This is a genomic window from Serratia sp. CY40230 (assembly GCF_052168835.1).
Lineage (GTDB): Bacteria > Pseudomonadota > Gammaproteobacteria > Enterobacterales > Enterobacteriaceae > Serratia > Serratia nematodiphila.
This window is the reverse complement of record NZ_JBJNLX010000001.1, coordinates 679,555-698,869: the sequence shown is the minus strand read 5'-3', so window position 1 is coordinate 698,869 and position 19,315 is coordinate 679,555. Positions and strand designations below refer to the sequence as shown.

The window sequence follows — 19,315 nt, the reverse complement described above, 5'->3', positions numbered from 1 at the left end:
TTAGCCTCAGGGGTCAGACACGCTCAATGATCATGGCGATGCCTTGGCCGACGCCGATGCACATGGTGCAAAGCGCGTAGCGGCCGGCTCGCCGTTCCAGTTCAAACAGGGCGGCCAGCGCCAGGCGCGCGCCGCTCATGCCCAACGGATGCCCCAGAGCGATCGCGCCGCCGTTGGGGTTAACCTGCGGGGCATCGTCCGGCAGGCCAAGCTGGCGCATCACCGCCAACGCCTGGGCGGCGAACGCTTCGTTCAGTTCGATGACGTCCATCTGCGCCAGGCTCAGCCCGGCGATCTCCAGCACCTTGCGGGTGGCCGGCAGCGGGCCGATGCCCATCAGCCGCGGCTCCACGCCGCAGGTGGCGGTGGCAACGATGCGCGCGCGCGGCGTCAGCCCCTGGCGTACCGCCATTGCTTCGGAGGCGACGATCAGCGCCGCCGCGCCGTCGTTCAGGCCCGAGGCGTTGCCGGCGGTGACGCTGCCGGGCTGACGGAACGGGGTTTTCAGCGCCTGCAGCTGCTCGAAGGTGGTGTCGGCGCGTGGGTGTTCATCCTGGCTGAACAGGGTGACCGCGCCTTTTTTACCGGTGAGGCTGACCGGGGCTATCTCCTGCGCCAGGTGGCCCAGCGCCTGCGCCCGGGCGGCGCGCTGCTGGCTGCGCAGCGCAAAGGCGTCCTGATCGGCGCGGCTGATATTGAACTGCGCCGCGACGTTTTCGGCGGTCTCCGGCATCGAATCGGTGCCGAACTCGGCCTGCATGCGCGGGTTGACGAAGCGCCAGCCGAGGGTGGTGTCGTACAGCTGCGCTTGGCGGCTGAAGGCGCTGTCGGCCTTGCCCATCACCAGCGGCGCGCGGGTCATCGACTCCGCGCCGCCGGCCAGCAGCAGCCCGGCGTCGCCGGCTTTAATGCTGCGCGCCGCCATCGCCAACGCATCCAGGCCCGAACCGCACAGGCGGTTCACCGTGGTGCCGGAAACGCCGACCGGTAATCCGGCCAGCAGCAGCGCCATGCGCGCCAGATTGCGGTTGTCTTCCCCGGCCTGGTTGGCGCAGCCGAGGATCACGTCGTCCAGCTGTGCCCAATCCACCTGCGGATGGCGCTCCAGCAGCACGCGCAGCGGCAGGGCGGCGAGGTCGTCAGCGCGCACCTGCGCCAGCGCGCCGCCGTAGCGGCCGATCGGGGTGCGCACGCCGTCGCAGATAAATGCCTGATTCATGCCTGATCTCCTAAAATGCTGTGGCCAAGGCGGTGCGCGCGGCCGCGAAACCAGGCGACGGTTTTGCCCTGTTGATTGACGATTTCGACGTCATACAGCCCGGTGGCTTTGCCCTGATGGCGCATCTGGGCGCTGGCGGTGAGGCGATCGCCGGCCAGCGCCGGGCGGACGAAGTCGATGCTGCAGCCGGAGGCCACCGCCGCCAACCCCTGGCTATTGCAGGCGTAGGCGAAGGCGGTGTCCGCCAGGCTGAACAGTTGGCCGCCGTGGCAGGTTTGGTGGCCGTTGAGCATCTGCGGGCCGACGGTCATGCTGACCTGCGCGTATCCGGCGTCGACGGCGTCGATGTGCATCCCCATCGCCTGAGCGCAGGTATCTTGCTGGAACATCTGTTCGGCGCAGCGCTGAGCCAGCGCGCGCGGCGTATTGGCGCTCATCGTTCGGCTCCTGGGAAAGAGGCGGGGGAAGCGTAGCGGCGCAGCAGCGGCATCGGGCGATAGCGCGCTTCGCCGTAATAGCGTTGCAGGTTTTCCAGCGTCGTCAGAATGTGACGCCAGCCGAGTGCGGCGCCCCAGGCCAGCGGGCCGCGCGGATAGTTGACGCCGCGCAGCATCGCCAGATCGGTATCTTCGGCGCTGGCGACGCCTTTGTTCACCACGTCGAGCGCTTCGTTGGCCAGCATGGCCAGGGTGCGCATCGTCAGCAGGCCGGGATAATCCGGCAGTTGAATGACCTGCTTGCCGAGGGACTGCAGCAGGCGAATCGCGTTGGCATTATGTTGCGCGCCGTTTTGCGCCGCGCAGCTGATGGCGATGGCGGAGGCATGCGCATAGTCGGCACAGAGATCGAACAGCACCACAGGCGTTCCACGTTCGTCGGCCAGTTGGCCGGCGGTTTTACCATTGGTTAACATCAGTGTAACGTCGTCGATCGTGAGGTACGGGCTGGTCTGGCCAGGTTGTTTGATCGCCCCCGCATTTTCGATCAACAGTTCCGCTAAATCGGCCAGCGAAGACCAGTCGCCGTGCAGCGTGACGCGTTGCGGCGGCGCGGCCTGCGCCGGCGGCGCAAAGGCGATCATCTCTGCGGCGGGGCGTTGCGCGTCGTAGCGGTAGAAGCCGCGGCCGGATTTGCGGCCGAGATGTCTGGCGGCCACCAACTCCTGCTGCACCAGAGAGGGGGTGAAGCGCGGATCCTGGTAGAAGGCCTGATACACCGAGTCGGTCACGGCGTAATTGACGTCCTGGCCGATCAGATCGGTCAACTGCAGCGGGCCCATGGCGAAGCCGCCGGCGTCGCGCATGACTGCATCCAGGGTGGCGGCGTCGGCCACCCGTTCTTCCAGCGCGCGCAGGGTTTCGGCGTAGAACGGCCGCGCCACGCGGTTGACGATGAATCCCGGCGTTGAACGGCACACGACGCTTTGCTTATCCCAGCGCTGCGCCAGGGCCTGCAGCGCCGCGAGGGTCTCGGCCCCGGTCTCCAGACCGCTGACGATCTCAACCAGCTTCATCAGCGGCGCCGGGTTGAAGAAGTGCAGCCCGGCCATGCGCGCCGGGTGTTGCAAGGCGCCGGCGATGGCGGTGATCGACAGCGAGGAGGTATTGCTGGCGAACAGCGCCGTGGGCGAGCAGACCGCTTCCAGATCGCGGAACAGGCTCTGCTTAATCGCCAGATTTTCCGCCACCGCTTCAATCACCAGCGTGCAGTCGGCCAGTTGCTCGAGCGAGTCGGCGCGTTCGAGACGCGCCAGCAGCGCCTCGGTGGCGTTGGCGTCGGCCTTGCCGCCGTCGACCCGCTGCCGCAGGCGGCGAGCGAGTTCGTCTATCGCGCGCTGGGCAGCGGCGGGCGCGATGTCGAACAGCCGTACCGGGTGGCCGGCGGCGGCGGCCACCTGGGCGATGCCGATGCCCATGGTGCCGGCGCCGATCACTGCCACCTGGCCGTTAAGAAGGGGCGCGTTCATGGCTATTTCCCACTGAAGTTTGGCGTGCGTTTGGCGAAGAACGCGCTGACGCCTTCGCGGTAGTCGTCGCTGCGGCCGCCCAATCGCTGCAGATCGCGCTCCAGATCGAGCTGCTGATCGAGGCTGTTGGTGGCCGAGCTGTAGATGGCTTTTTTGATAAGACCCAGACCGTAAGTCGGCTGGGTGGCCAGATGGCGCGCCAGCGTTTGCGTGCGGTCGGCCAATTCATCCGCCGGCACCACCTGCCAGATCATGCCCCACTCCAGCGCCTGTTGGGCGCTGATTTTGTCGCCCAGCATGGCCATGCCCATGGCGCGGGCGTGGCCGGCCAGCCGCGGCAGGAACCAGCTGCCACCGGAATCAGGGACTAATCCCAGACGGCAGAACGACTGAATAAAGCTGGCGTTGTCGGCGGCGATGACGATATCGCACGCCAGAGCCAGCGCGGCGCCGGCGCCGGCCGCCACGCCGTTGACCGCGCATACCACCGGTTTCGGCAGGGCGGTCAGGCGGCGGATCAGGGGGTTGTAGAAACGTTCGACCGACAGGCCGAGATCCGGCGCCTGTTGATCGGCGCTGACGTTGCGATCGTTGAGATCCTGCCCGGCGCAGAAACCGCGCCCGGCGCCGGCGATCAGCAGGCAGCGCACGCTGTCGTCGCGCTCGGCCTGCGTCAGCGCTTCACTCAACTGGCGATGCATCTCGTCATTAAAGCTGTTGAGCCGATCCGGCCGGTTGAGGGTCAGCGTCAACACGCCGGCGTCGAGATGGCTGAGAATCAATGCGTTATCCATAAATCAGCGCCCCTGATAGTTTGGCGTACGTTTTTCGAAAAAGGCGGCGATGCCTTCGCGGCGATCGTCGGTGGCGGCCAGGGTGACAAATTGCTGACGCTCCATCGCCAGCCCCTGGCTAAGGCCGATTTCCTCGGCCTGTTTCAGCGCCTGTTTGGCGGCGCGCAGCGCCAGCGGCGCCTGACGGCTGATGCGATCGGCAATCTGCTGCGTGCGCTCCAGCGTCAGAGCATCGACGCATACTTCACTGATAAGGCCGGCCTGCAGCGCGGTGCGGGCGTCGATGGCTTCGCCGGTCAGTACCATCTGGCTGGCGCGCGCCTTGCCGACGCAGCGGATCAGGCGCTGGGTGCCGCCGGCGCCCGGCATCAGGCCGAGGGTGATCTCCGGCAGGCCGAAGCGGGCGCTTTCGCCGCCGATAACGATGTCGCAGGCCAACGCCAGCTCGCAGCCGGCGCCCAGGGCATAGCCGTTCACCGCCGCCAGCAGCGGCTTGCTGAACTGCGCCAGACGCTGCCACAGCTGCGGACGGCGATCCGCCAGCGCGGCCGGCAGATCCTGTTGTTGCAGTTCGCGCAGATCGGCGCCGGCGGCGAAGAAGCGCGCCGCGCCGGCGATCACCACGGCGCCCACGCCGCTGTCGGCGTCGGCCTGCTCCAGCCGGACAACCAGCTGTTCCAGGCACGGCGTGCTCAGGGCGTTACGCGCCTCCGGGCGATGCAGCGTCAGCGTGACCACGCGGTGTTGCTGCTGATGCAAAATAAACGGGGTATCCATCGCGGCTCCTAGACGTCGAAGTCCAACACCACGCCGTCGCCTTTCGGCCACGACTGGCAGCTCAATACGTAGCCCGCCGCCAGCTGATCCGGCTCAAGGCTGTAGTTGACGCCCATCTCCACCTGGCCGGCCTTCAGACGGCATTTGCAGGTGGCGCACACGCCGCCTTTGCAGGCGTAGGGCAGATCGGCGCCTTGGCGCAGCGCGGCATCGAGAATGCTGTCGTCCTGTTCGCCGACCTCGATATCCAACCGGCGGCCGTCGAGCAGGATCGCCACCCGGGTGGCATTGCGATCGCCGCTGTGGCGCGGGCGGGCGACCAGGCCGCTGGTGTTGAAACGTTCGCTGTGGATGTGATTGGCCGGTACGCCGGCCTGTTCCAGCACGATCTGCGCGTCGTCCATCATCGATTCCGGCCCGCAGATGAAGGCGTGGTCATAGTCGCGGAAATCCAGCAGCGCGCCGCCGATCGCCGCCAGGCGTTCACGGTCGATGCGGCCGCTGAGCAGCGGGCTGTCGAGGCTCTCCTGGCTGAACAGGTACAGCGGCTGAAAACGCTGCGGATAGCGGTTTTTCAGATCCGACAGCGCCTCTTTGAACATCATTGAACGGCTGTTGCGGTTGCCGTAGATCAGGGTGAAGCTGCTGCCCGGTTCGAGCTGCAGCGTCGCCTTGATGATCGACAGCATCGGCGTGATGCCGGAGCCGGCGGCGATCGCCAGATAGTTGCCGCGGCGCTCCGCCTGCGGCTGATAGCCGAAGCGCCCCTGCGGCACCATCACTTCCAGCGCATCGCCGACTTTCAGCATGCGGTTGACGAAGCTGGAGAAACGGCCCTGATCAATCGCTTTTACGCCGATCTGCAGCAGGCCTTCCTGCGGCGAACTGCAGATGGAATAGCAACGCCGCAGCTCTTCGCCGTTGACTAGCGCCTTGAGCGTCAGGTGCTGGCCGGGGGTGTAGCGGTATTGGTTTTGCAGCTCTTCGGGCACCCGCAGGGTGATGGCTACGGCGTCCGGCGTTTCGCGCTCGATGGCGGCGACGTTCAGGCGATGAAAGACCGTCATGGTGTCAGCGCTCCTATATGCATTTGAAATAATCGAACGGTTCCCGGCAGTCGCAGCAGCGGTACAGCGCTTTACAGGCGGTGGAGCCGAACTCGCTGATCTTCTCGCTGTGGGTGCTGCCGCAGCGCGGGCAGGCTACCGGGCCGTGGGCATGCGGCCGATCGCAGGTGTGGCCCTGCGGCGGCGCTATGCCGTATTGCCGCAGCCGTTCGCGGGCGTCGGCGTTCATCCAATCGGTGGTCCAGGCCGGGCTGAGGCGAATGTCCACCTGCACCGGGCTGAAGCCGGCGGCCGTCAGCCGCTGCTCGATGGCGTTGAGCAGAAATTCGGTGGCCGGGCAGCCGGAGTAGGTGGGGGTGAAGGTCACGCGCCAGCCGTTGCCGTCGCGCGCCACGTCGCGCACCATGCCCAAATCGGTGATCGACAGCACCGGCAGCTCGGGATCGCTGATCTGTTGCAGACAGTGCCAAATCTGCGGGATTTCAGCGGGTTGCAAACGAGTGACGTTCATCGCGGCCTCCTACCATTGGCCGTTTGGATAGGCGCGTTGCAGGAACTGCATCTCCGCCAGCAGCGGGCCGAGGTGTTCACTGTGTCGGCCTTGTTTGCCGCCGTGACGGAACGCCTGCTCGGCGGGCAGCGTCAATGTCGCCTGGCGCAGTGTCTCTTCCACCTGCGCTTGCCAGGGAGCCTGCAGCTCGCGCGGATCGACGGCGATGCCCTGTTCCGCCAGCTCAAGCTCCAGCGCGTCGGCGTGGAACAGCTCGGCGGTGAAGCGCCACAGGTTATCCAGCGACTGCTGGATCTTGCGGTGGCTGACGTCGTTGCCGTCGCCGAGGCGGATCATCCAGCCGCGGCTGAAGCGCAGGTGGTAATCGGCCTCCTTCAACGACTTGGCAGCGATGGCGGCGATCTGCGCATCGCTGCTGCGGCTCAACGCCTGGTGCAGCTGCACGTGGTAGACGTCGAGCAGGAACTGGCGCACCAACGTGTCGTTGAAACCGCCGTTCGGCTGTTCCGCCAGCAGCAGGTTATGAAACTGGCGTTCGTCGCGCCCGAAGGCCAGGCTGTCTTCGCTGCAGGGCGGCCCGGCCAGTTCGGCGGCGTAGCCCAGGAAGTTGCGCGCCTGGCCGAGCAGGTCGAGCCCGATGTTGGCCAACGCCAGATCGATCTCCAGCTCGGGCGCGTGGCCGCACCAGGCACACAGGCGCTGGGCGAGGATCAGAGGCGTGTCGCCCTGGCGAAGCAAATAGCTGATGCGCGGATCGTTAACCGTCATGGTCGCCTCTACATGTTCTTGATGCCGTCGGGAATGGTGTAAAACGTCGGATGACGGTAGATCTTGTCTTCGGAAGGATCGAAGAAGGCGCCGCGATCTTCCGGCTGCGAGGCGATCAGATGGCGGGATTGCACCACCCAAATCGAGCAGCCTTCATTACGGCGCGTGTAGGCGTCGCGGGCGTTTTCCAGCGCCATTTGGTCGTCGGCGGCGTGCAGGCTGCCAACGTGGCGATGCGCCAGCCCTTGTTTGCTGCGGATAAACACTTCATACAGCGGCCATTCAACGTGGCTCATGATCTCGGTTCCTTATGTTGGCTATGCGGCGGAAGCGGCGTTTTTCGCGGCGTGGGCCATGGCGCCGTCACGCACCCAGGCGCCGTCTTCCCAGGCGCGGCGTTTGGCCTGCAGGCGTTCGTGGTTGCATTGGCCACGCCCTTTGATCACCTCATGCAGCTCGCTCCAGTCGATCTCGCCGAAGCGATAGTGGCCGGCAGCGGCATCCCAGTGCAGATCCGGATCCGGCGCCGTCATGCCCAGCGCTTCCAGCTGCGGTACGGTGTTGTCGACGAACTTCTGCCGCAGCTCATCGTTGCTGTGACGTTTGATTTTCCATGCCATGCTCTGGGCGCTGTGGGGGGAGTCGGCGTCGCTCGGGCCGAACATCATCAGCACCGGCCACCAGAAGCGATCGATGGCGTCCTGCAGCATGGCGCGCTGCGTGTCGCTGCCGTTGGCCATCGCCATTACCGCCTCGTAGCCCTGGCGCTGGTGGAAGCTCTCCTCTTTGCAGATCTTCACCATCGCCCGCGCATAGGGGCCGTAGGACGCGCGGCACAGCGCCACCTGGTTGACGATGGCGGCGCCGTCGACCAGCCAGCCGATCACGCCGATATCCGCCCAGTTGAGCGTGGGGTAATTGAAGATAGAGGAGTATTTCATCTTGCCGTCGAGCATCTTTTGGTAGATGTCCTGGCGCGAACAGCCGAGGGTTTCGGCGGCGCTGTAGAGGTACAGACCGTGGCCGGCCTCATCCTGCACTTTGGCCAGCAGCACCGCCTTGCGGCGCAGCGTGGGGGCACGCGTCAGCCAGTTGGCTTCCGGCAGCATGCCGATGACTTCCGAGTGGGCGTGTTGGCCGATCTGCCGAATCAGGTTCTGACGATAGGCGTCCGGCATCCAGTCTTTAGCCTCAATGGCGATATCCGCCGCGATCTTGTCGTCGAAATGCTGCTGATACTGTGCGTCAGTTGTCATGCTTGCCTCTTGGTGATTCGTATTTTTCACATTAAATATAAAAATGTGAATCACTTTAACTAACCATAAGGCTACAAACTGATAACAAAAAGATCAAACGAGATTTATGTGGTTTTGCGAGCGCACTCACAAGTGTTTTTGTTAATCATTTGATTTTATTTGATAAAAATAAGCAGTGACTCCGTATTAATGCCAGGGGAAACGGCTTGAAAGCGCTTCTTGTTCTCTTTTTGTTAAAATTGAGTTTGGCATCGACTGGCATTTATGTGATACGTAATTAAGCTGTATGGTGAAAATTTATGAATTCCGGAGGGCACATGCAGCAGTTACACAGTTATCTTTCTGGCGCCTGGGTGTACGGGCAGGGAGAGGCGCGCGAGATCCGTCACGCCGTAACCGGCGAGGCGCTGTTCCAGGTCTGCTCCGACGGCCTGCCGTTAGCGGCCAGCCTGAGCTATGCCCGCAGCCACGGCGGCCCGGCGCTGGCGCACATGACGTTCCAGCAGCGCGCCCAGATGCTGAAAGCGGTGGCGAAACACCTGCTGGCGCATAAAGAGGCGCTGTATCAGATTTCCTATCAAACCGGGGCGACGCGCAGCGACGGCTGGGTCGATATCGAAGGCGGCATCGCCACGCTGTTCGCCTATGCCGGCATGGCCGGCCGCGATCTGCCGGACGATACGCTGTGGCCGGAAGATGAGCTGATCCCGCTGTCGAAGCAGGCGCAGTTCGCCGCCCGCCACGTATTGACCTCGCGCCCCGGCGTGGCGCTGCATATCAACGCCTTCAACTTCCCTTGCTGGGGCATGCTGGAAAAACTGGCGCCGACCTGGCTGGCGGGCATGCCGGCCATCATCAAGCCGGCCACCGCCACCGCGCAGCTGACGCAGGCGATGGTCAGGCTGATCGTCGACAGCGGGCTGGTGCCGGAAGGCGCGCTGCAGTTGGTATGCGGCGGCGTCGGCGACATGTTTGCGCACCTGGATTATCAGGATGCGGTAACGTTCACCGGTTCGGCGCAGACCGGCCAGCGGCTGCGGGCGCATCCGCGCCTGTTGGAAAAATCGATCGCGTTCACCATGGAGGCGGATTCGCTCAACTGCTGCGTGCTGGCGGAGGACGTGACGCCGGAGATGCCGGAATTTGCGCTGTTTATCAAAGAAGTGTGCCGTGAAATGACCGCCAAGGCGGGGCAGAAGTGCACCGCGATCCGCCGCATCATCGTGCCGGCGGCGCAGGTGGCGGCGGTGCGTCAGGCCTTGTTGCAGCGTCTGGCGGGGGTGACGGTGGGCGACCCGCAGTTGGAGCAGGTGCGCATGGGGGCGCTGGTCAGCCACGAGCAGCGTGATGATGTGCAAAGCAAGGTGGAGTTCCTGCTGCGCAACGGCTGCGAACCGCTGTGCGGCGCGTCGTTGGATAAGCTGGAAGTGATGGGCGACGGCGCGCGCGGCGGGGCGTTTTATCCGCCGACCCTGCTGTATTGCGCCGATCCGTTCACCCATCAGGCGGTGCACGGCACTGAGGCCTTTGGCCCGGTGGCGACGCTGATGCCGTATGCGGATACCGAGCAGGCGATCGCGTTGGCGTTGCTGGGGCAGGGCAGCCTGGCGGGATCGCTGGTGACCGCCGACCCGGCGCTGGCCAAGCGCTTTATCCGCGCGGCGGCGTGCGCCCATGGCCGCATGTTGATTTTGGATGAGCAGGCGGCGGCGGAATCCACCGGCCACGGTTCGCCGCTGCCGATGCTGGTGCACGGCGGCCCGGGGCGCGCCGGCGGCGGTGAAGAGCTGGGTGGACTGCGCGCGGTGAAGCACTATATGCAGCGCACGGCGATCCAGGGCAGCCCGGCGATGCTGGCGGCCATCGGCGGCGAATGGGTGCGCGGCGCGCCGGTCGCCGAACATCCGGTGCACCCGTTCCGGAAATACTTCGAGCAGCTGCAGCTGGGCGACAGCCTGTTGACCGCGCGCCGCACCGTGACCGAAGCGGATATCGTCAACTTCGCCTGCCTGAGCGGCGACCACTTTTACGCGCACATGGACAAGATCGGCGCCGCCGATTCGCTGTTCGGCGAGCGGGTGGCGCACGGTTACTTTGTGGTGTCCGCCGCTGCCGGGCTGTTTGTCGACGCCGCCGTCGGGCCGGTGATCGCCAACTACGGCATGGAAAATCTGCGTTTTATCGAACCAGTGAAGATCGGCGACACCATTCAGGTGCGGTTAACCTGCAAGAAGAAGATCCGCAAGCCGCAGAAAACCGCCGAAGATCGGCCGCACGGCGTGGTGGTGTGGGATGTGCAGGTGCTGAATCAGGAACAGCAGCCGGTGGCGCTGTACAGCATCCTGACGCTGGTGGCGCGCCAGCAAGGGGACTTCGAGGCATAATGCGCGTTTCGCCGCCGCCGGGATGCCGGCGGCGGCGAGCCATTCAGATCAGCGGCTGCCCGCGCAGCTGTTCCAGCACTTTCAGCGGCGAACGCTGCGGATCCTGCATCTTGTTCACCGGCAACAGGAAGGTCTGTTCCAGCATAAACTGGCCGCCCATTGCGGCGTGCGGCGTTTGATCCGAGAAGCAAATCCAGCTGCTGCCCGGCGGGAATTCCAGCGCCAGCTGCGGACCCCGTTGCTGATAATCTCCGTCGGCCTTCATGGCGTCATGCAACTGCAGCATCAGGTGGTCATAATGGCTGCGGCGGGTCTTGGTGATGCGCACCTGATGCTGCAGCCAGCTGCTGAGGGCGGAGTAGCGTGCGAGACGCGGCATAAAGCGTGCCGCCAGCTCAGGGAACGGCTCGCCGACGCGCCATTGGCGATGCTCGCCGTGCGGATTGATGTTGGTGAAGATGCGCAGAATGCGTTCGCCGTAGTTCGGGCGCGACGGGAAAGCGTCAACGTGCAGGCGGCTGTCGTCTTTGCGCCAGGAACTGGTCGCCCGCCAGGCGGAAACCGGGTGCAAACGCAGGCTGCCGGTCGGGTGGTGCAGCGCCTCCTGATACTCGGGCAACAGTCCGGCGATCAGCTGGCGGCAAGATTGATAATAGCGCTCCAGCAGTTGCTGAACCTGTTGCCGGCGATCCGCGACGGCGACGCCGCTCAGTTTGCCGGACAGCGGCTGATAGCTGATGTTTTTGCGCTTCGGATCGACCAACGTCGGATCCAGCAGCGGCATTTCCTGTTCAGACAGGGTGAAGGCCAGTTCGGGCAGAAACAGTACCTTGCCCTGTTCCAGTTCGCTGACCGCGCTGGATGCTTCCGCTGCCGCCCATTGTCGCAACGGCAGCGTCAGGACGGCCTGTTCACGCATAATATCGCCAGTAGGCATGAGATCTCCTCGCAAATCTATATCGCTTTATTCCCGTCTTTCAGGTTGCCGCGTGATTGGCTGCACTGGCTTGCGCAGTGGCTGGCTGGAGCGGCGTCAACAGGCCGCTCAATTGCAACGTGAAATTTGTGGGTTCTATTATGGATGTATCAGCAGGGCGCAGTGCGCCGAAGCGTGCGATGGCTTCCTGATATAGAGAATAGTCCTGATAAGGATATCACCGGCAATACCAATGAAAAGTAAACGAGGGTTAAACGGGGCTGCGCGTAGGCACGAATAATCAAAAATGGCACGAATTGTCTGTGGAATGGCGATTTTTTTATCTTGTTGAATTTTAATGGAAATAAATATTGCGCTTATTATTGGCGTTATTTTATTCAGAGCGCAGGGTAAACCGGGAAAATAATGTTGCGGAGAGGAATTATTTCATTTTGGTTGGTAATAAATCGGGCCGCCAAAATTTGGTGGCCCGATTAATGATTAAGCGCCGTAAATGCAGTTTTTGCCTTTTTTCTTGGCCTGATACAACGCACTGTCCGCCTCATTGATAAAGCTGATCGGCGTATCGTTATACATATGCGGTACTTTGGCGCAGATACCGATGCTGATGGTGACGATGCCGTGCGGATTACCCTGATGCGGAATTTTCAGATCGCGCACCGCGTTGATGACGCGTTCGGCGAAAATCAGTGCGCCCTGGACGTCGGTATCCGGCAGGATAATCCCCATCTCTTCGCCGCCGTAACGCGCCAGAACGTCGTTGCTGCGGCACGCCAACCCTTTGAGCGTTTGGCCGATCTGCTGCAGGCATTGGTCACCGGCGACGTGGCCATAGCTGTCGTTGTACTGTTTGAAATAGTCGATATCCAGCATCAGCAGCGCCACGCTGCGGTAGTTGCGCGAAGCCCGTGCCAGCTCGTTCTTCAGCGCGATATCAAACTGGCGGCGGTTGGCCAGCCCGGTCAGGCCGTCCAGCAGCGCCAGCTCTTCGAGCATCTGGTTGATGCTGGTCAGCTGATCGCGGGTGCGCATCAGCTCGGCTTCGGTTTGCATGCTGTGCTTGATTTGCCGCAGCAGCACCATGCCCATCGCCAACAGGATCATCAGTAGCGAGAGGCCGCCGACGGCGAACAGGCCGGCGTCGGTGCGCCAGTCCGCCAACGCGTCGCGTTTCGACAGCCCGGCGGCGATCACCAGCGGAAAGCGGTTGACCCGCGAATAGCCGTAGATGCGCTCTACTTTGTCGTACAGCGAGGTGATGGTGGCGTTACCGAATTCCGAATGCGGCAAAATTTCGCTGAACAGCACACCCTTGGCGATGTTTTTACCGATCGACGCCGCCGAGTAAGGGCGGCGGTAAAGGATGGTGCCGTCCGCCAGCAGCAGGTTCAGTGAGGCGTCGGTGTTGAGGGCGAAGCTATCGTAAAACTGGCGGAAATAATCGATGTACAGCGTCGCCAGCACCACGCCGCCAAAGCTGCCGTCCGGGTTGTTGAAACGCCGCGAAACGGGAATGATCAGATCGCCGGTGGTGCGGCTGCGGATCACCTTGCCGATGTACAGGCCGCCGTCGTCGCGGTTTTGATGGTATATGAAGTACTCGCGATCGGCGTTGTTGGCGTTCTTGATGAATTTGCCCGAGGAGGTCGCCAGCCAGCGGCCGCGCGCATCGTAGAGAAACAGCCCATGCAGCTGCGGCAGGTTGCCGACCTGCGTTTGCATCACCCGCTGCAGCCGGGTCAATTGCGATGGCCCCAGTCCGTCGTTCTGGAGACGTTCGGTCAGATCGAGCAGATTGCCGTCCACCTGCATGAAAGTATCGTCGGCATGCTGTGCCAGCGAGCGGGCGAGGTTGGCGGATTCATGCTCGGCGCTGCGCAGATCGCGCTGGTGTGCGTTCCAGATTTGCCAGCTGTTAAAGAGGATCAGCGTGGCGGCAACGATGATGACAAACACGCCGGCCTGAAATAATAATGGGGAGCTTTTAACGCTGCGCGCCGGCACGGCATCCTGTATGGGTTGCTGCTGAGTCATGTCACCCTTGTTGTTTGATTACTATTCAGTTTGAGTTAAGAGCAATCTTATATTTTATGCATAAATGCGCCAGACCTCTAGCCTTTAACGAGGCGATAAGGCGAAAGGTCGATCGCAGCCCGCATCAGCGGCGGTGTGAACACCTCGGAGTGAAAGAGCCATGTCTGATTACATCATTATCGCTTTACTGACGCTGGCGGTGTATTACCCCCTTACGCTGGGAACGCTGGCGGTGATGATGTACTTCGCCTGGCGCCGCCGCCGGTCGCCCTATTGGCGGTTGGGATTGGCGCTGTTGGCGCTGCTGTTCGTGCTGTTCGCCAAGGCGGCGTATGACTGGCACCGCTATGGCTAGCGGCGCCATGCGGGATTATTCGACGTTGATCATCCAGTTGACGCCGAATTTGTCGGTCAGCATGCCAAAACCTTTGGCCCAGAAGGTGGCTTGGTAAGGCATCGTCACCTGGCCGCCCTGCGCCAGATTGTCGAACAGTTTGCGTCCTTGTTCCGCATCGCTGGGGTTCAGCGACAGCGAGAAACCTTTGTGAGAAGCACCGCCGCTGTCATCCTGCGGACAGCCGTCGGAGGCCATCAGCACGCCGTCGCCGATCAGCAGGCGCGCATGCATGATCGCTTCCGGATTGACGTCCTGCGGTCCGCCTTGCCGGGCTTCTTCGGGCATGTCTTTAAAGCGCATGACCATTTCAACTTTGGCATTCAACTGCTGTACGTAGAAGTTAATCGCTTGCTCACAGTTACCGCTGAAAAACAGATAGGGTTGTACCAGCATGACATTGACCTCGATTATGGCCCGACAGGCAACGACCGGCTCTCGGGCGGACGAAATGATTGCTGGCGGCAATAATTGCCGTCGGTGACTTACTAGTGTAGTTCCCCTGGCGCAGAATGCTTGTGCAAGGTGAGCGCGCCTTCGCCGGCGGTGTGACGGGCAAAGGCGCGAAGGGGTCAATACAGCGACGCTTCGCCGGGTGGGCGGGTTTTAAAGCGGCGGTGCAGCCACATGTATTGGTCGGGGGCCAGCAGCACCTGTTCTTCCACCACGCGGTTCATCTTGGCCGCCGCGCGCGTTTCATCATCCAGCGGGAAGTCCGTCAACGGCGGCTGCACGATCAGCTCATAGCCCTGAGCATTTGGCAGGCGGCGCGGCACGAAAGGCACGATCGACGGCCGCCCCATGCGCGCCAGGATAAAGGTGCCGGTGGTCGTGGCGGCATTTTCCACGGCGAAGAACGGTGTGAATACGCTACTTTGCGGCCCATAATCGTGATCCGGCGCGTACCACAGGATTTCGCCCTGTTTCAGGTTGCGGATCATACCTTTGATATCTTTACGATCGATCATGAATTTATTCGAGCGCAGCCGGCCGCGGGTCTGTACCCATTCCATCAGCTTGTTGTTGTGCGGGCGATGCACACCGATGCCGGGGTTTTGCATGCCGAAAATGCGTGCGCCCAGTTCCAGCGTCAGGAAATGCAGACCGATCAGCAGAACGCCTTTGCCGTCCTGACGCGCCAGCCGCATGTTTTCCATGCCGCTCACCTTGAACCAGCGGGCAATGCGCCAGTCGGGCCAGAACCAGGCCATGCCGACTTCGAACAGGCCCATGCCGACGGACTCAAAATTTTTGACGATCAGCGCCTCGCGCTCGGCGGCGGGCATTGCGGGGAAGCAGAGTTCTAAATTGCGGCGCGCTATTTTTACCCGGCGTTTCATTAGGCGCATGGCTATTCTGCCAAGGCCGTGTCCGAGCCGATAAATGAGCGGGTAGGGCAGTAATACCAAGAGATAGAGTATTCCCAGTCCTATCCACAACAACCAATAACGAGGGCGCAAGAATTCGCGCTCAAAGCGTTGGTTAGAAAGCATTTTTCCTGTTATTCCTTTTCTTTGCCAATGGGACCTTAACCCAAATTGTCATGAGGAAGATGATAGAATATTTTGTGCTAAACAGGATTTTCCATTAATGCTTTTTTTACGCTTTATTTAAACGCAGGCGAAAAACGAAGCGAAATAGGATTTTTACCGAGGGAGGAGGGGATGTTTTCCGCTATTTCAATCGGCTGGCGAAATTGAAAAATAAAGACACAATTAAGCGCATCGCAAAAGTGACAACGACTATGTAACCTTAATGAAACAGTAACGCTGCGGAACCGTCCCAAGCGGCGGCCAGTGCGTACAGTAGCGCGAGGATCAGGACAAAAGGTGCATTGAACATCGGCGTTTCCTCCCGGAGGATATGTTTAAAGTTTAGCCTTGCAAGATGACAGCGGGATGAAATCAGATCGTTTTTGTATGGTGAAATTCAGACGGACGGAAATGGGTAAACCGCTGATTTTTTACTATAGTCATAGTGTGAAGTTGTGCGTTTGCCGCCGGAAGCCTCCGCATTGAGCGGCAGCGGGCAGATTGCCCAGAGCAAGATCGCGGAGCGGATGGCGCCTGGCGCGAAACATGTGACGAAATTCTCAGAGGGTTGGTCTGTAAGGATTTGACATGTCATATGAAAATGACGATCTAAACGGTGTTGAGCAACCGAGCGACTACGTGAAAACCACCGCCTGCGAAGTGAGCAGCGGTGTAAAAGCAGCGCTCGAGCAATCATGTGCCTGCCTCAAGGATAACCCTTGGGCGGGGATAGGCGCCGGCGCCGTCGTGGGCCTGGTAATAGGATTTCTGTTAGGCAAAAGGTAATAGGGAGAGTAAAGATGGGCATCATTTCCTGGATCATTTTTGGTTTAATCGCCGGTATCCTGGCCAAGTGGATTATGCCGGGCAAAGACGGCGGCGGCTTTATTGTGACCGTTATATTGGGGATCGTGGGCGCCGTCGTCGGCGGCTATATCAGCACCTTCTTCGGTATGGGCCGCGTTGACGGTTTTAACCTGGGCAGCTTTGTGGTGGCGGTCATCGGTGCCCTGGTGGTGCTTTTTGTCTACAGGAAGATCAAAGGCTAAGCAGCCGTTGCTCAACAGGGTCGCCGCGGCGGCCCTTTTTCGTGAAATCAATCCGGCGGTGCGGCGCGGGCCGTACCCGCTGAAAGGGGAATATCATGGGTCTGTTCGATAGCGTATTGGGTAACATTCTGGGCGGCGGCGCCAACGGTGGTAAAGGTATCGACTACATCGCCATTATGCAGTGGGTTGAGCAACAAGGCGGCCTGCAGGCCATTTTGGACAAGTTCCGTCAGGGGCAGTTCGGCGATATCGTCGGTTCCTGGCTCGGCAATGGCGAAAATCAGCCGATTACCGGCGACCATGTGCAGCAGGCGTTGGGTAGCGACGCCATCAACCAACTGGCTGAAAAACTGGGCATCGATCCTGCACAGGCGTCCAGCACCATTGCACAGTTCTTGCCAACGGTCGCGGATGCCGCCTCACCAAACGGTGAAGTGCAGCAAGACAGCAACGAGCTGGGCGATATGGTCGGTAAACTGTTCAAATAATGATTAGGCTCCCGGCGTCTGGCCGGGAGCATTCACTCCGCTAATTCCCTCGATCGCCGTCAACGCCTGCTGCAGATGCGCCACCCAGGCGCGCACTTTCTCCGGAATAAAACGTAAAGCGGGATAGACCGCGTGCAGCGCCATGGGCGGGTAGCGGTATTCCGGCAAAACGGGCACCAGCGCCCCCGTCGCCAGCTGCTGGGCGATTAAAGGCCGTTGGGCGCCGCCGATACCGGCTCCAGCCTCAATGGCGGCCAGCAGCGATAGCGTATTGTTGGCGCGGAACGTGGGCCGCAGAGCGACCATCTCGGGGCCGTGCGGCCCGAACAGAGTAAGCGTATCGCCGTCGTTCAAACCGCTGTAACGAATGTGCGCATGTTTAGCCAGCTCCGCCGGCGAACGTGGAGCGCCATACTTGGCCAGGTAGGCCGGTGACGCCACCAGCAGGCGTTGCAGCTCGCCCAAACGTTTAGCCACCATGCCGGGCGCATGCAGTTCACCGAAACGCAGCGCCACGTCGATGCCTTCGCCGATCACGTCGGCGCGACGATCGTCCAGCAGCAGCTCGATGGCGAGGTTCGGATGACGCTGCTGGAAAGCGATGGCCAGCGGCGTGACGTGCAACTGCCCGAACCCGGTCGGGGCATGAATGCGCAGATTGCCCTGTAACTGGTGGTGCTGGCCGTGCAGCGCTTCTTCCGCTTCATCGACCGCCGCCAGAATCGGTTTGAGGCGCTGATAATAACTGCTGCCGGCATCGGTCAGGGTGACCGCCCGGGTGCTGCGAAACAGCAGTTGTGCCCCCAGTTGCTGCTCCAGACCGGCGATTTGCTGACTGACCGCCGGCTGCGTCAAACGCAGATCGCGAGCGGCGGCCGACAGGCTGCCCAGCTCCGCCACCCGCATAAAGGTTTTCATTGCGTTCAGCTTATCCATGTCGATCTTGCCTATAGATTTTTCTTATAAGTATTAGTGGAAGGTCTCTTCTACCGCAAGTATTACTAATCAATGACACTCAGGGTATCGACAACCTGAGGAGTGGCAAGATGGATACAAAGCGACAGGCATTGGTGATCGGCGCCAATGGCGTGATTGGGCGCCGATTGATTGAGGAGCTGACCGGTCAGGGCTGGCAAGTGGTGGGCGTCTCGCGCCGGGGGGGACAATCGGCGCCGGGGGTGCGCCACCTTCAGGTTGATCTGCTGGATGCGGCGGCGACGCGCGACGCGCTGCGGCCGCTGAGCGCGATTAGTCACGTTTTCTATGCCGCCTATCAGGATGCGCCGGACTGGGCGGGGCTGGTGGCGCCGAACCTGCAGATGTTGCAACACGTTGTCGAAGGGCTGGAGCCGATCGCGCCGGCGTTGGAGCACATCAGTTTGATGCAGGGTTATAAGGTGTATGGCGCGCATTTGGGGCCGTTTAAAACGCCGGCGCGCGAAAGCGATGCCGGGCATATGCCGCCGGAGTTTAACGTGGCGCAGCAGCAGTATCTGGCGCAGCGGCAGGCCGGCAAACGCTGGCGTTGGAGCGCCATCCGTCCAAGCGTGGTGGGAGGCTTCTCCCTCGGCAACCCGATGAATCTGGCGTTAAGCATCGCGGTTTACGCGTCGATCAGCAAAGCGCTCGGGCTGCCGTTGCGCTTCCCGGGTAAACCGGGCGCTTATCACAGCCTGCTGGAAATGACTGACGCCGGGCTGTTGGCGCGCGCCACGTTGTGGGCGGCGACCGAACCTGCGGCGGCCAATCAGGCGTTTAATATCAACAACGGCGATCTGTTTCGCTGGAGCGAGATGTGGCCGAAAATCGCCGCTTACTTTGGGCTGGAATGCGCGCCGCCGCTGCCGATGTCGCTGGAGATCATGATGACGGACAAAGCGTCGCTGTGGCGGGAGCTGGCGCAGCGGCACCAATTGGCCGAACCGGACTATCGCGCGGTGGCCGGCTGGCGTTTCGTCGATTTCGTCTTTTCCTGGGACTATGACATGTTCGCGGATGGCAGCAAGGCGCGGCGCTTCGGTTTCCACCAGTTTGTCGAAACCGAAGCCATGTTTTTCTCACTGTTCGATGAGTTCCGTCGCCGCGGCATCATTCCCTGAACGTGGCATTGGTTTCCCCGCAGCACCGGCCGCGGGGAAT

At 61.8% G+C, this 19,315-nt stretch carries 21 protein-coding genes; 6 read left to right on the top strand and 15 right to left on the bottom strand.

What is annotated here, in order from left to right:
* Positions 1 to 13: 13 nt before the first annotated feature.
* The 10 genes from pcaF to paaA are packed head-to-tail and all read right to left on the bottom strand — an operon-like array spanning position 14 to position 8,358.
* A complete protein-coding gene (pcaF, locus tag ACJ8IJ_RS03345; protein ID WP_004935196.1) occupies positions 14 to 1,219 on the bottom strand; it encodes a 3-oxoadipyl-CoA thiolase in 1,206 nt (401 codons plus the stop codon).
* Positions 1,216 to 1,656: a hydroxyphenylacetyl-CoA thioesterase PaaI gene (gene paaI / locus ACJ8IJ_RS03340; RefSeq protein ID WP_004935193.1), complete on the bottom strand. Its 441-nt coding sequence runs from the start codon at positions 1,654 to 1,656 to the stop codon at positions 1,216 to 1,218. Before paaI ends, pcaF begins: the two co-directional genes overlap by 4 nt.
* Positions 1,653 to 3,185 carry a 3-hydroxyacyl-CoA dehydrogenase gene (locus ACJ8IJ_RS03335; RefSeq protein WP_004935191.1) on the bottom strand — a complete coding sequence of 511 codons (1,533 nt, stop codon included), beginning with the start codon at positions 3,183 to 3,185 and terminating at the stop codon, positions 1,653 to 1,655. Before ACJ8IJ_RS03335 ends, paaI begins: the two co-directional genes overlap by 4 nt.
* 2 nt (positions 3,186 to 3,187) lie before the next feature.
* Complete coding sequence (gene paaG, locus ACJ8IJ_RS03330) at positions 3,188 to 3,979, bottom strand: 2-(1,2-epoxy-1,2-dihydrophenyl)acetyl-CoA isomerase PaaG (protein WP_004935188.1); 792 nt, start codon at positions 3,977 to 3,979, stop codon at positions 3,188 to 3,190.
* A 3-nt stretch (positions 3,980 to 3,982) separates the two neighbouring features.
* Complete coding sequence (paaF, locus tag ACJ8IJ_RS03325; protein WP_004935186.1) at positions 3,983 to 4,756, bottom strand: 2,3-dehydroadipyl-CoA hydratase PaaF; 774 nt, start codon at positions 4,754 to 4,756, stop codon at positions 3,983 to 3,985.
* Between the two features lie 8 nt (positions 4,757 to 4,764).
* Positions 4,765 to 5,823 (bottom strand): 1,2-phenylacetyl-CoA epoxidase subunit PaaE, encoded by a 1,059-nt coding sequence (gene paaE / locus ACJ8IJ_RS03320; RefSeq protein WP_004935182.1) that lies wholly within the window; start codon positions 5,821 to 5,823, stop codon positions 4,765 to 4,767.
* A 13-nt stretch (positions 5,824 to 5,836) separates the two neighbouring features.
* Positions 5,837 to 6,334 (bottom strand): 1,2-phenylacetyl-CoA epoxidase subunit PaaD, encoded by a 498-nt coding sequence (gene paaD, locus ACJ8IJ_RS03315; protein WP_280631462.1) that lies wholly within the window; start codon positions 6,332 to 6,334, stop codon positions 5,837 to 5,839.
* A 9-nt stretch (positions 6,335 to 6,343) separates the two neighbouring features.
* Positions 6,344 to 7,102: a 1,2-phenylacetyl-CoA epoxidase subunit PaaC gene (gene paaC / locus ACJ8IJ_RS03310; protein ID WP_442518255.1), complete on the bottom strand. Its 759-nt coding sequence runs from the start codon at positions 7,100 to 7,102 to the stop codon at positions 6,344 to 6,346.
* A gap of 8 nt (positions 7,103 to 7,110) precedes the next feature.
* Complete coding sequence (paaB, locus tag ACJ8IJ_RS03305) at positions 7,111 to 7,398, bottom strand: 1,2-phenylacetyl-CoA epoxidase subunit PaaB (RefSeq protein WP_004935173.1); 288 nt, start codon at positions 7,396 to 7,398, stop codon at positions 7,111 to 7,113.
* Positions 7,399 to 7,419: 21 nt separating this feature from the next.
* On the bottom strand, positions 7,420 to 8,358 hold the full coding sequence (paaA, locus tag ACJ8IJ_RS03300) for a 1,2-phenylacetyl-CoA epoxidase subunit PaaA (RefSeq protein WP_015378348.1): 939 nt from the start codon (positions 8,356 to 8,358) through the stop codon (positions 7,420 to 7,422).
* A 317-nt stretch (positions 8,359 to 8,675) separates the two neighbouring features.
* Here paaA and paaZ point away from each other — a divergent pair, with 317 nt between their 5' ends.
* Complete coding sequence (gene paaZ / locus ACJ8IJ_RS03295) at positions 8,676 to 10,742, top strand: phenylacetic acid degradation bifunctional protein PaaZ (RefSeq protein WP_442518254.1); 2,067 nt, start codon at positions 8,676 to 8,678, stop codon at positions 10,740 to 10,742.
* A gap of 43 nt (positions 10,743 to 10,785) precedes the next feature.
* Here paaZ and ACJ8IJ_RS03290 read toward each other — a convergent pair whose 3' ends face one another.
* Both ACJ8IJ_RS03290 and ACJ8IJ_RS03285 read right to left on the bottom strand, forming a co-directional pair.
* Positions 10,786 to 11,679, bottom strand: a complete 894-nt coding sequence (locus tag ACJ8IJ_RS03290) for a Kdo hydroxylase family protein (RefSeq protein WP_004935163.1) — start codon at positions 11,677 to 11,679, stop codon at positions 10,786 to 10,788.
* A gap of 480 nt (positions 11,680 to 12,159) precedes the next feature.
* Complete coding sequence (locus ACJ8IJ_RS03285) at positions 12,160 to 13,713, bottom strand: sensor domain-containing diguanylate cyclase (protein ID WP_015378345.1); 1,554 nt, start codon at positions 13,711 to 13,713, stop codon at positions 12,160 to 12,162.
* Between the two features lie 160 nt (positions 13,714 to 13,873).
* Here ACJ8IJ_RS03285 and ACJ8IJ_RS03280 point away from each other — a divergent pair, with 160 nt between their 5' ends.
* Positions 13,874 to 14,068 (top strand): hypothetical protein, encoded by a 195-nt coding sequence (locus ACJ8IJ_RS03280; RefSeq protein WP_004935157.1) that lies wholly within the window; start codon positions 13,874 to 13,876, stop codon positions 14,066 to 14,068.
* 15 nt (positions 14,069 to 14,083) lie between these two features.
* Here ACJ8IJ_RS03280 and yjdN read toward each other — a convergent pair whose 3' ends face one another.
* Together yjdN and ACJ8IJ_RS03270 are read right to left on the bottom strand one after the other, a co-directional pair.
* Positions 14,084 to 14,503: a VOC family metalloprotein YjdN gene (gene yjdN, locus ACJ8IJ_RS03275; protein WP_004935154.1), complete on the bottom strand. Its 420-nt coding sequence runs from the start codon at positions 14,501 to 14,503 to the stop codon at positions 14,084 to 14,086.
* A gap of 176 nt (positions 14,504 to 14,679) precedes the next feature.
* The gene (locus tag ACJ8IJ_RS03270; RefSeq protein WP_004935151.1) at positions 14,680 to 15,600 is read right to left on the bottom strand and encodes a Kdo(2)-lipid IV(A) acyltransferase; all 921 of its coding nucleotides are present in this window, start codon (positions 15,598 to 15,600) and stop codon (positions 14,680 to 14,682) included.
* Between the two features lie 627 nt (positions 15,601 to 16,227).
* On the opposite strand from ACJ8IJ_RS03270, the gene ACJ8IJ_RS03265 reads away from it, so the two are divergent.
* From ACJ8IJ_RS03265 to ACJ8IJ_RS03255, 3 genes are all read left to right on the top strand, one after another.
* Positions 16,228 to 16,425 carry a glycine zipper domain-containing protein gene (locus tag ACJ8IJ_RS03265; RefSeq protein WP_004935148.1) on the top strand — a complete coding sequence of 66 codons (198 nt, stop codon included), beginning with the start codon at positions 16,228 to 16,230 and terminating at the stop codon, positions 16,423 to 16,425.
* 14 nt (positions 16,426 to 16,439) lie between these two features.
* Positions 16,440 to 16,688 (top strand): GlsB/YeaQ/YmgE family stress response membrane protein, encoded by a 249-nt coding sequence (locus ACJ8IJ_RS03260; RefSeq protein ID WP_004935146.1) that lies wholly within the window; start codon positions 16,440 to 16,442, stop codon positions 16,686 to 16,688.
* A gap of 95 nt (positions 16,689 to 16,783) precedes the next feature.
* Complete coding sequence (locus tag ACJ8IJ_RS03255) at positions 16,784 to 17,176, top strand: YidB family protein (RefSeq protein ID WP_004935144.1); 393 nt, start codon at positions 16,784 to 16,786, stop codon at positions 17,174 to 17,176.
* 3 nt (positions 17,177 to 17,179) lie between these two features.
* Here the strand turns inward: ACJ8IJ_RS03255 and ACJ8IJ_RS03250 are convergent, their stop codons facing one another.
* Positions 17,180 to 18,112 (bottom strand): LysR family transcriptional regulator, encoded by a 933-nt coding sequence (locus tag ACJ8IJ_RS03250; protein ID WP_164122534.1) that lies wholly within the window; start codon positions 18,110 to 18,112, stop codon positions 17,180 to 17,182.
* 110 nt (positions 18,113 to 18,222) lie between these two features.
* Between ACJ8IJ_RS03250 and ACJ8IJ_RS03245 the strand changes: the two genes are divergently transcribed.
* Positions 18,223 to 19,275, top strand: coding sequence for an SDR family oxidoreductase (locus ACJ8IJ_RS03245; RefSeq protein WP_442518253.1), 1,053 nt, complete (start codon positions 18,223 to 18,225; stop codon positions 19,273 to 19,275).
* Positions 19,276 to 19,315: the final 40 nt, after the last annotated feature.

Coding starts and splice junctions, on each gene's coding strand:
- pcaF (WP_004935196.1), bottom strand. CDS start 1,219: ATGAATCAGGCATTTATCTGCGACGGCGTGCGCACCCCGATCGGCCGC.
- paaI (WP_004935193.1), bottom strand. CDS start 1,656: ATGAGCGCCAATACGCCGCGCGCGCTGGCTCAGCGCTGCGCCGAACAG.
- ACJ8IJ_RS03335 (WP_004935191.1), bottom strand. CDS start 3,185: ATGAACGCGCCCCTTCTTAACGGCCAGGTGGCAGTGATCGGCGCCGGC.
- paaG (WP_004935188.1), bottom strand. CDS start 3,979: ATGGATAACGCATTGATTCTCAGCCATCTCGACGCCGGCGTGTTGACG.
- paaF (WP_004935186.1), bottom strand. CDS start 4,756: ATGGATACCCCGTTTATTTTGCATCAGCAGCAACACCGCGTGGTCACG.
- paaE (WP_004935182.1), bottom strand. CDS start 5,823: ATGACGGTCTTTCATCGCCTGAACGTCGCCGCCATCGAGCGCGAAACG.
- paaD (WP_280631462.1), bottom strand. CDS start 6,334: ATGAACGTCACTCGTTTGCAACCCGCTGAAATCCCGCAGATTTGGCAC.
- paaC (WP_442518255.1), bottom strand. CDS start 7,102: ATGACGGTTAACGATCCGCGCATCAGCTATTTGCTTCGCCAGGGCGAC.
- paaB (WP_004935173.1), bottom strand. CDS start 7,398: ATGAGCCACGTTGAATGGCCGCTGTATGAAGTGTTTATCCGCAGCAAA.
- paaA (WP_015378348.1), bottom strand. CDS start 8,358: ATGACAACTGACGCACAGTATCAGCAGCATTTCGACGACAAGATCGCG.
- paaZ (WP_442518254.1), top strand. CDS start 8,676: ATGCAGCAGTTACACAGTTATCTTTCTGGCGCCTGGGTGTACGGGCAG.
- ACJ8IJ_RS03290 (WP_004935163.1), bottom strand. CDS start 11,679: ATGCCTACTGGCGATATTATGCGTGAACAGGCCGTCCTGACGCTGCCG.
- ACJ8IJ_RS03285 (WP_015378345.1), bottom strand. CDS start 13,713: ATGACTCAGCAGCAACCCATACAGGATGCCGTGCCGGCGCGCAGCGTT.
- ACJ8IJ_RS03280 (WP_004935157.1), top strand. CDS start 13,874: ATGTCTGATTACATCATTATCGCTTTACTGACGCTGGCGGTGTATTAC.
- yjdN (WP_004935154.1), bottom strand. CDS start 14,503: ATGCTGGTACAACCCTATCTGTTTTTCAGCGGTAACTGTGAGCAAGCG.
- ACJ8IJ_RS03270 (WP_004935151.1), bottom strand. CDS start 15,600: ATGCTTTCTAACCAACGCTTTGAGCGCGAATTCTTGCGCCCTCGTTAT.
- ACJ8IJ_RS03265 (WP_004935148.1), top strand. CDS start 16,228: ATGTCATATGAAAATGACGATCTAAACGGTGTTGAGCAACCGAGCGAC.
- ACJ8IJ_RS03260 (WP_004935146.1), top strand. CDS start 16,440: ATGGGCATCATTTCCTGGATCATTTTTGGTTTAATCGCCGGTATCCTG.
- ACJ8IJ_RS03255 (WP_004935144.1), top strand. CDS start 16,784: ATGGGTCTGTTCGATAGCGTATTGGGTAACATTCTGGGCGGCGGCGCC.
- ACJ8IJ_RS03250 (WP_164122534.1), bottom strand. CDS start 18,112: ATGGATAAGCTGAACGCAATGAAAACCTTTATGCGGGTGGCGGAGCTG.
- ACJ8IJ_RS03245 (WP_442518253.1), top strand. CDS start 18,223: ATGGATACAAAGCGACAGGCATTGGTGATCGGCGCCAATGGCGTGATT.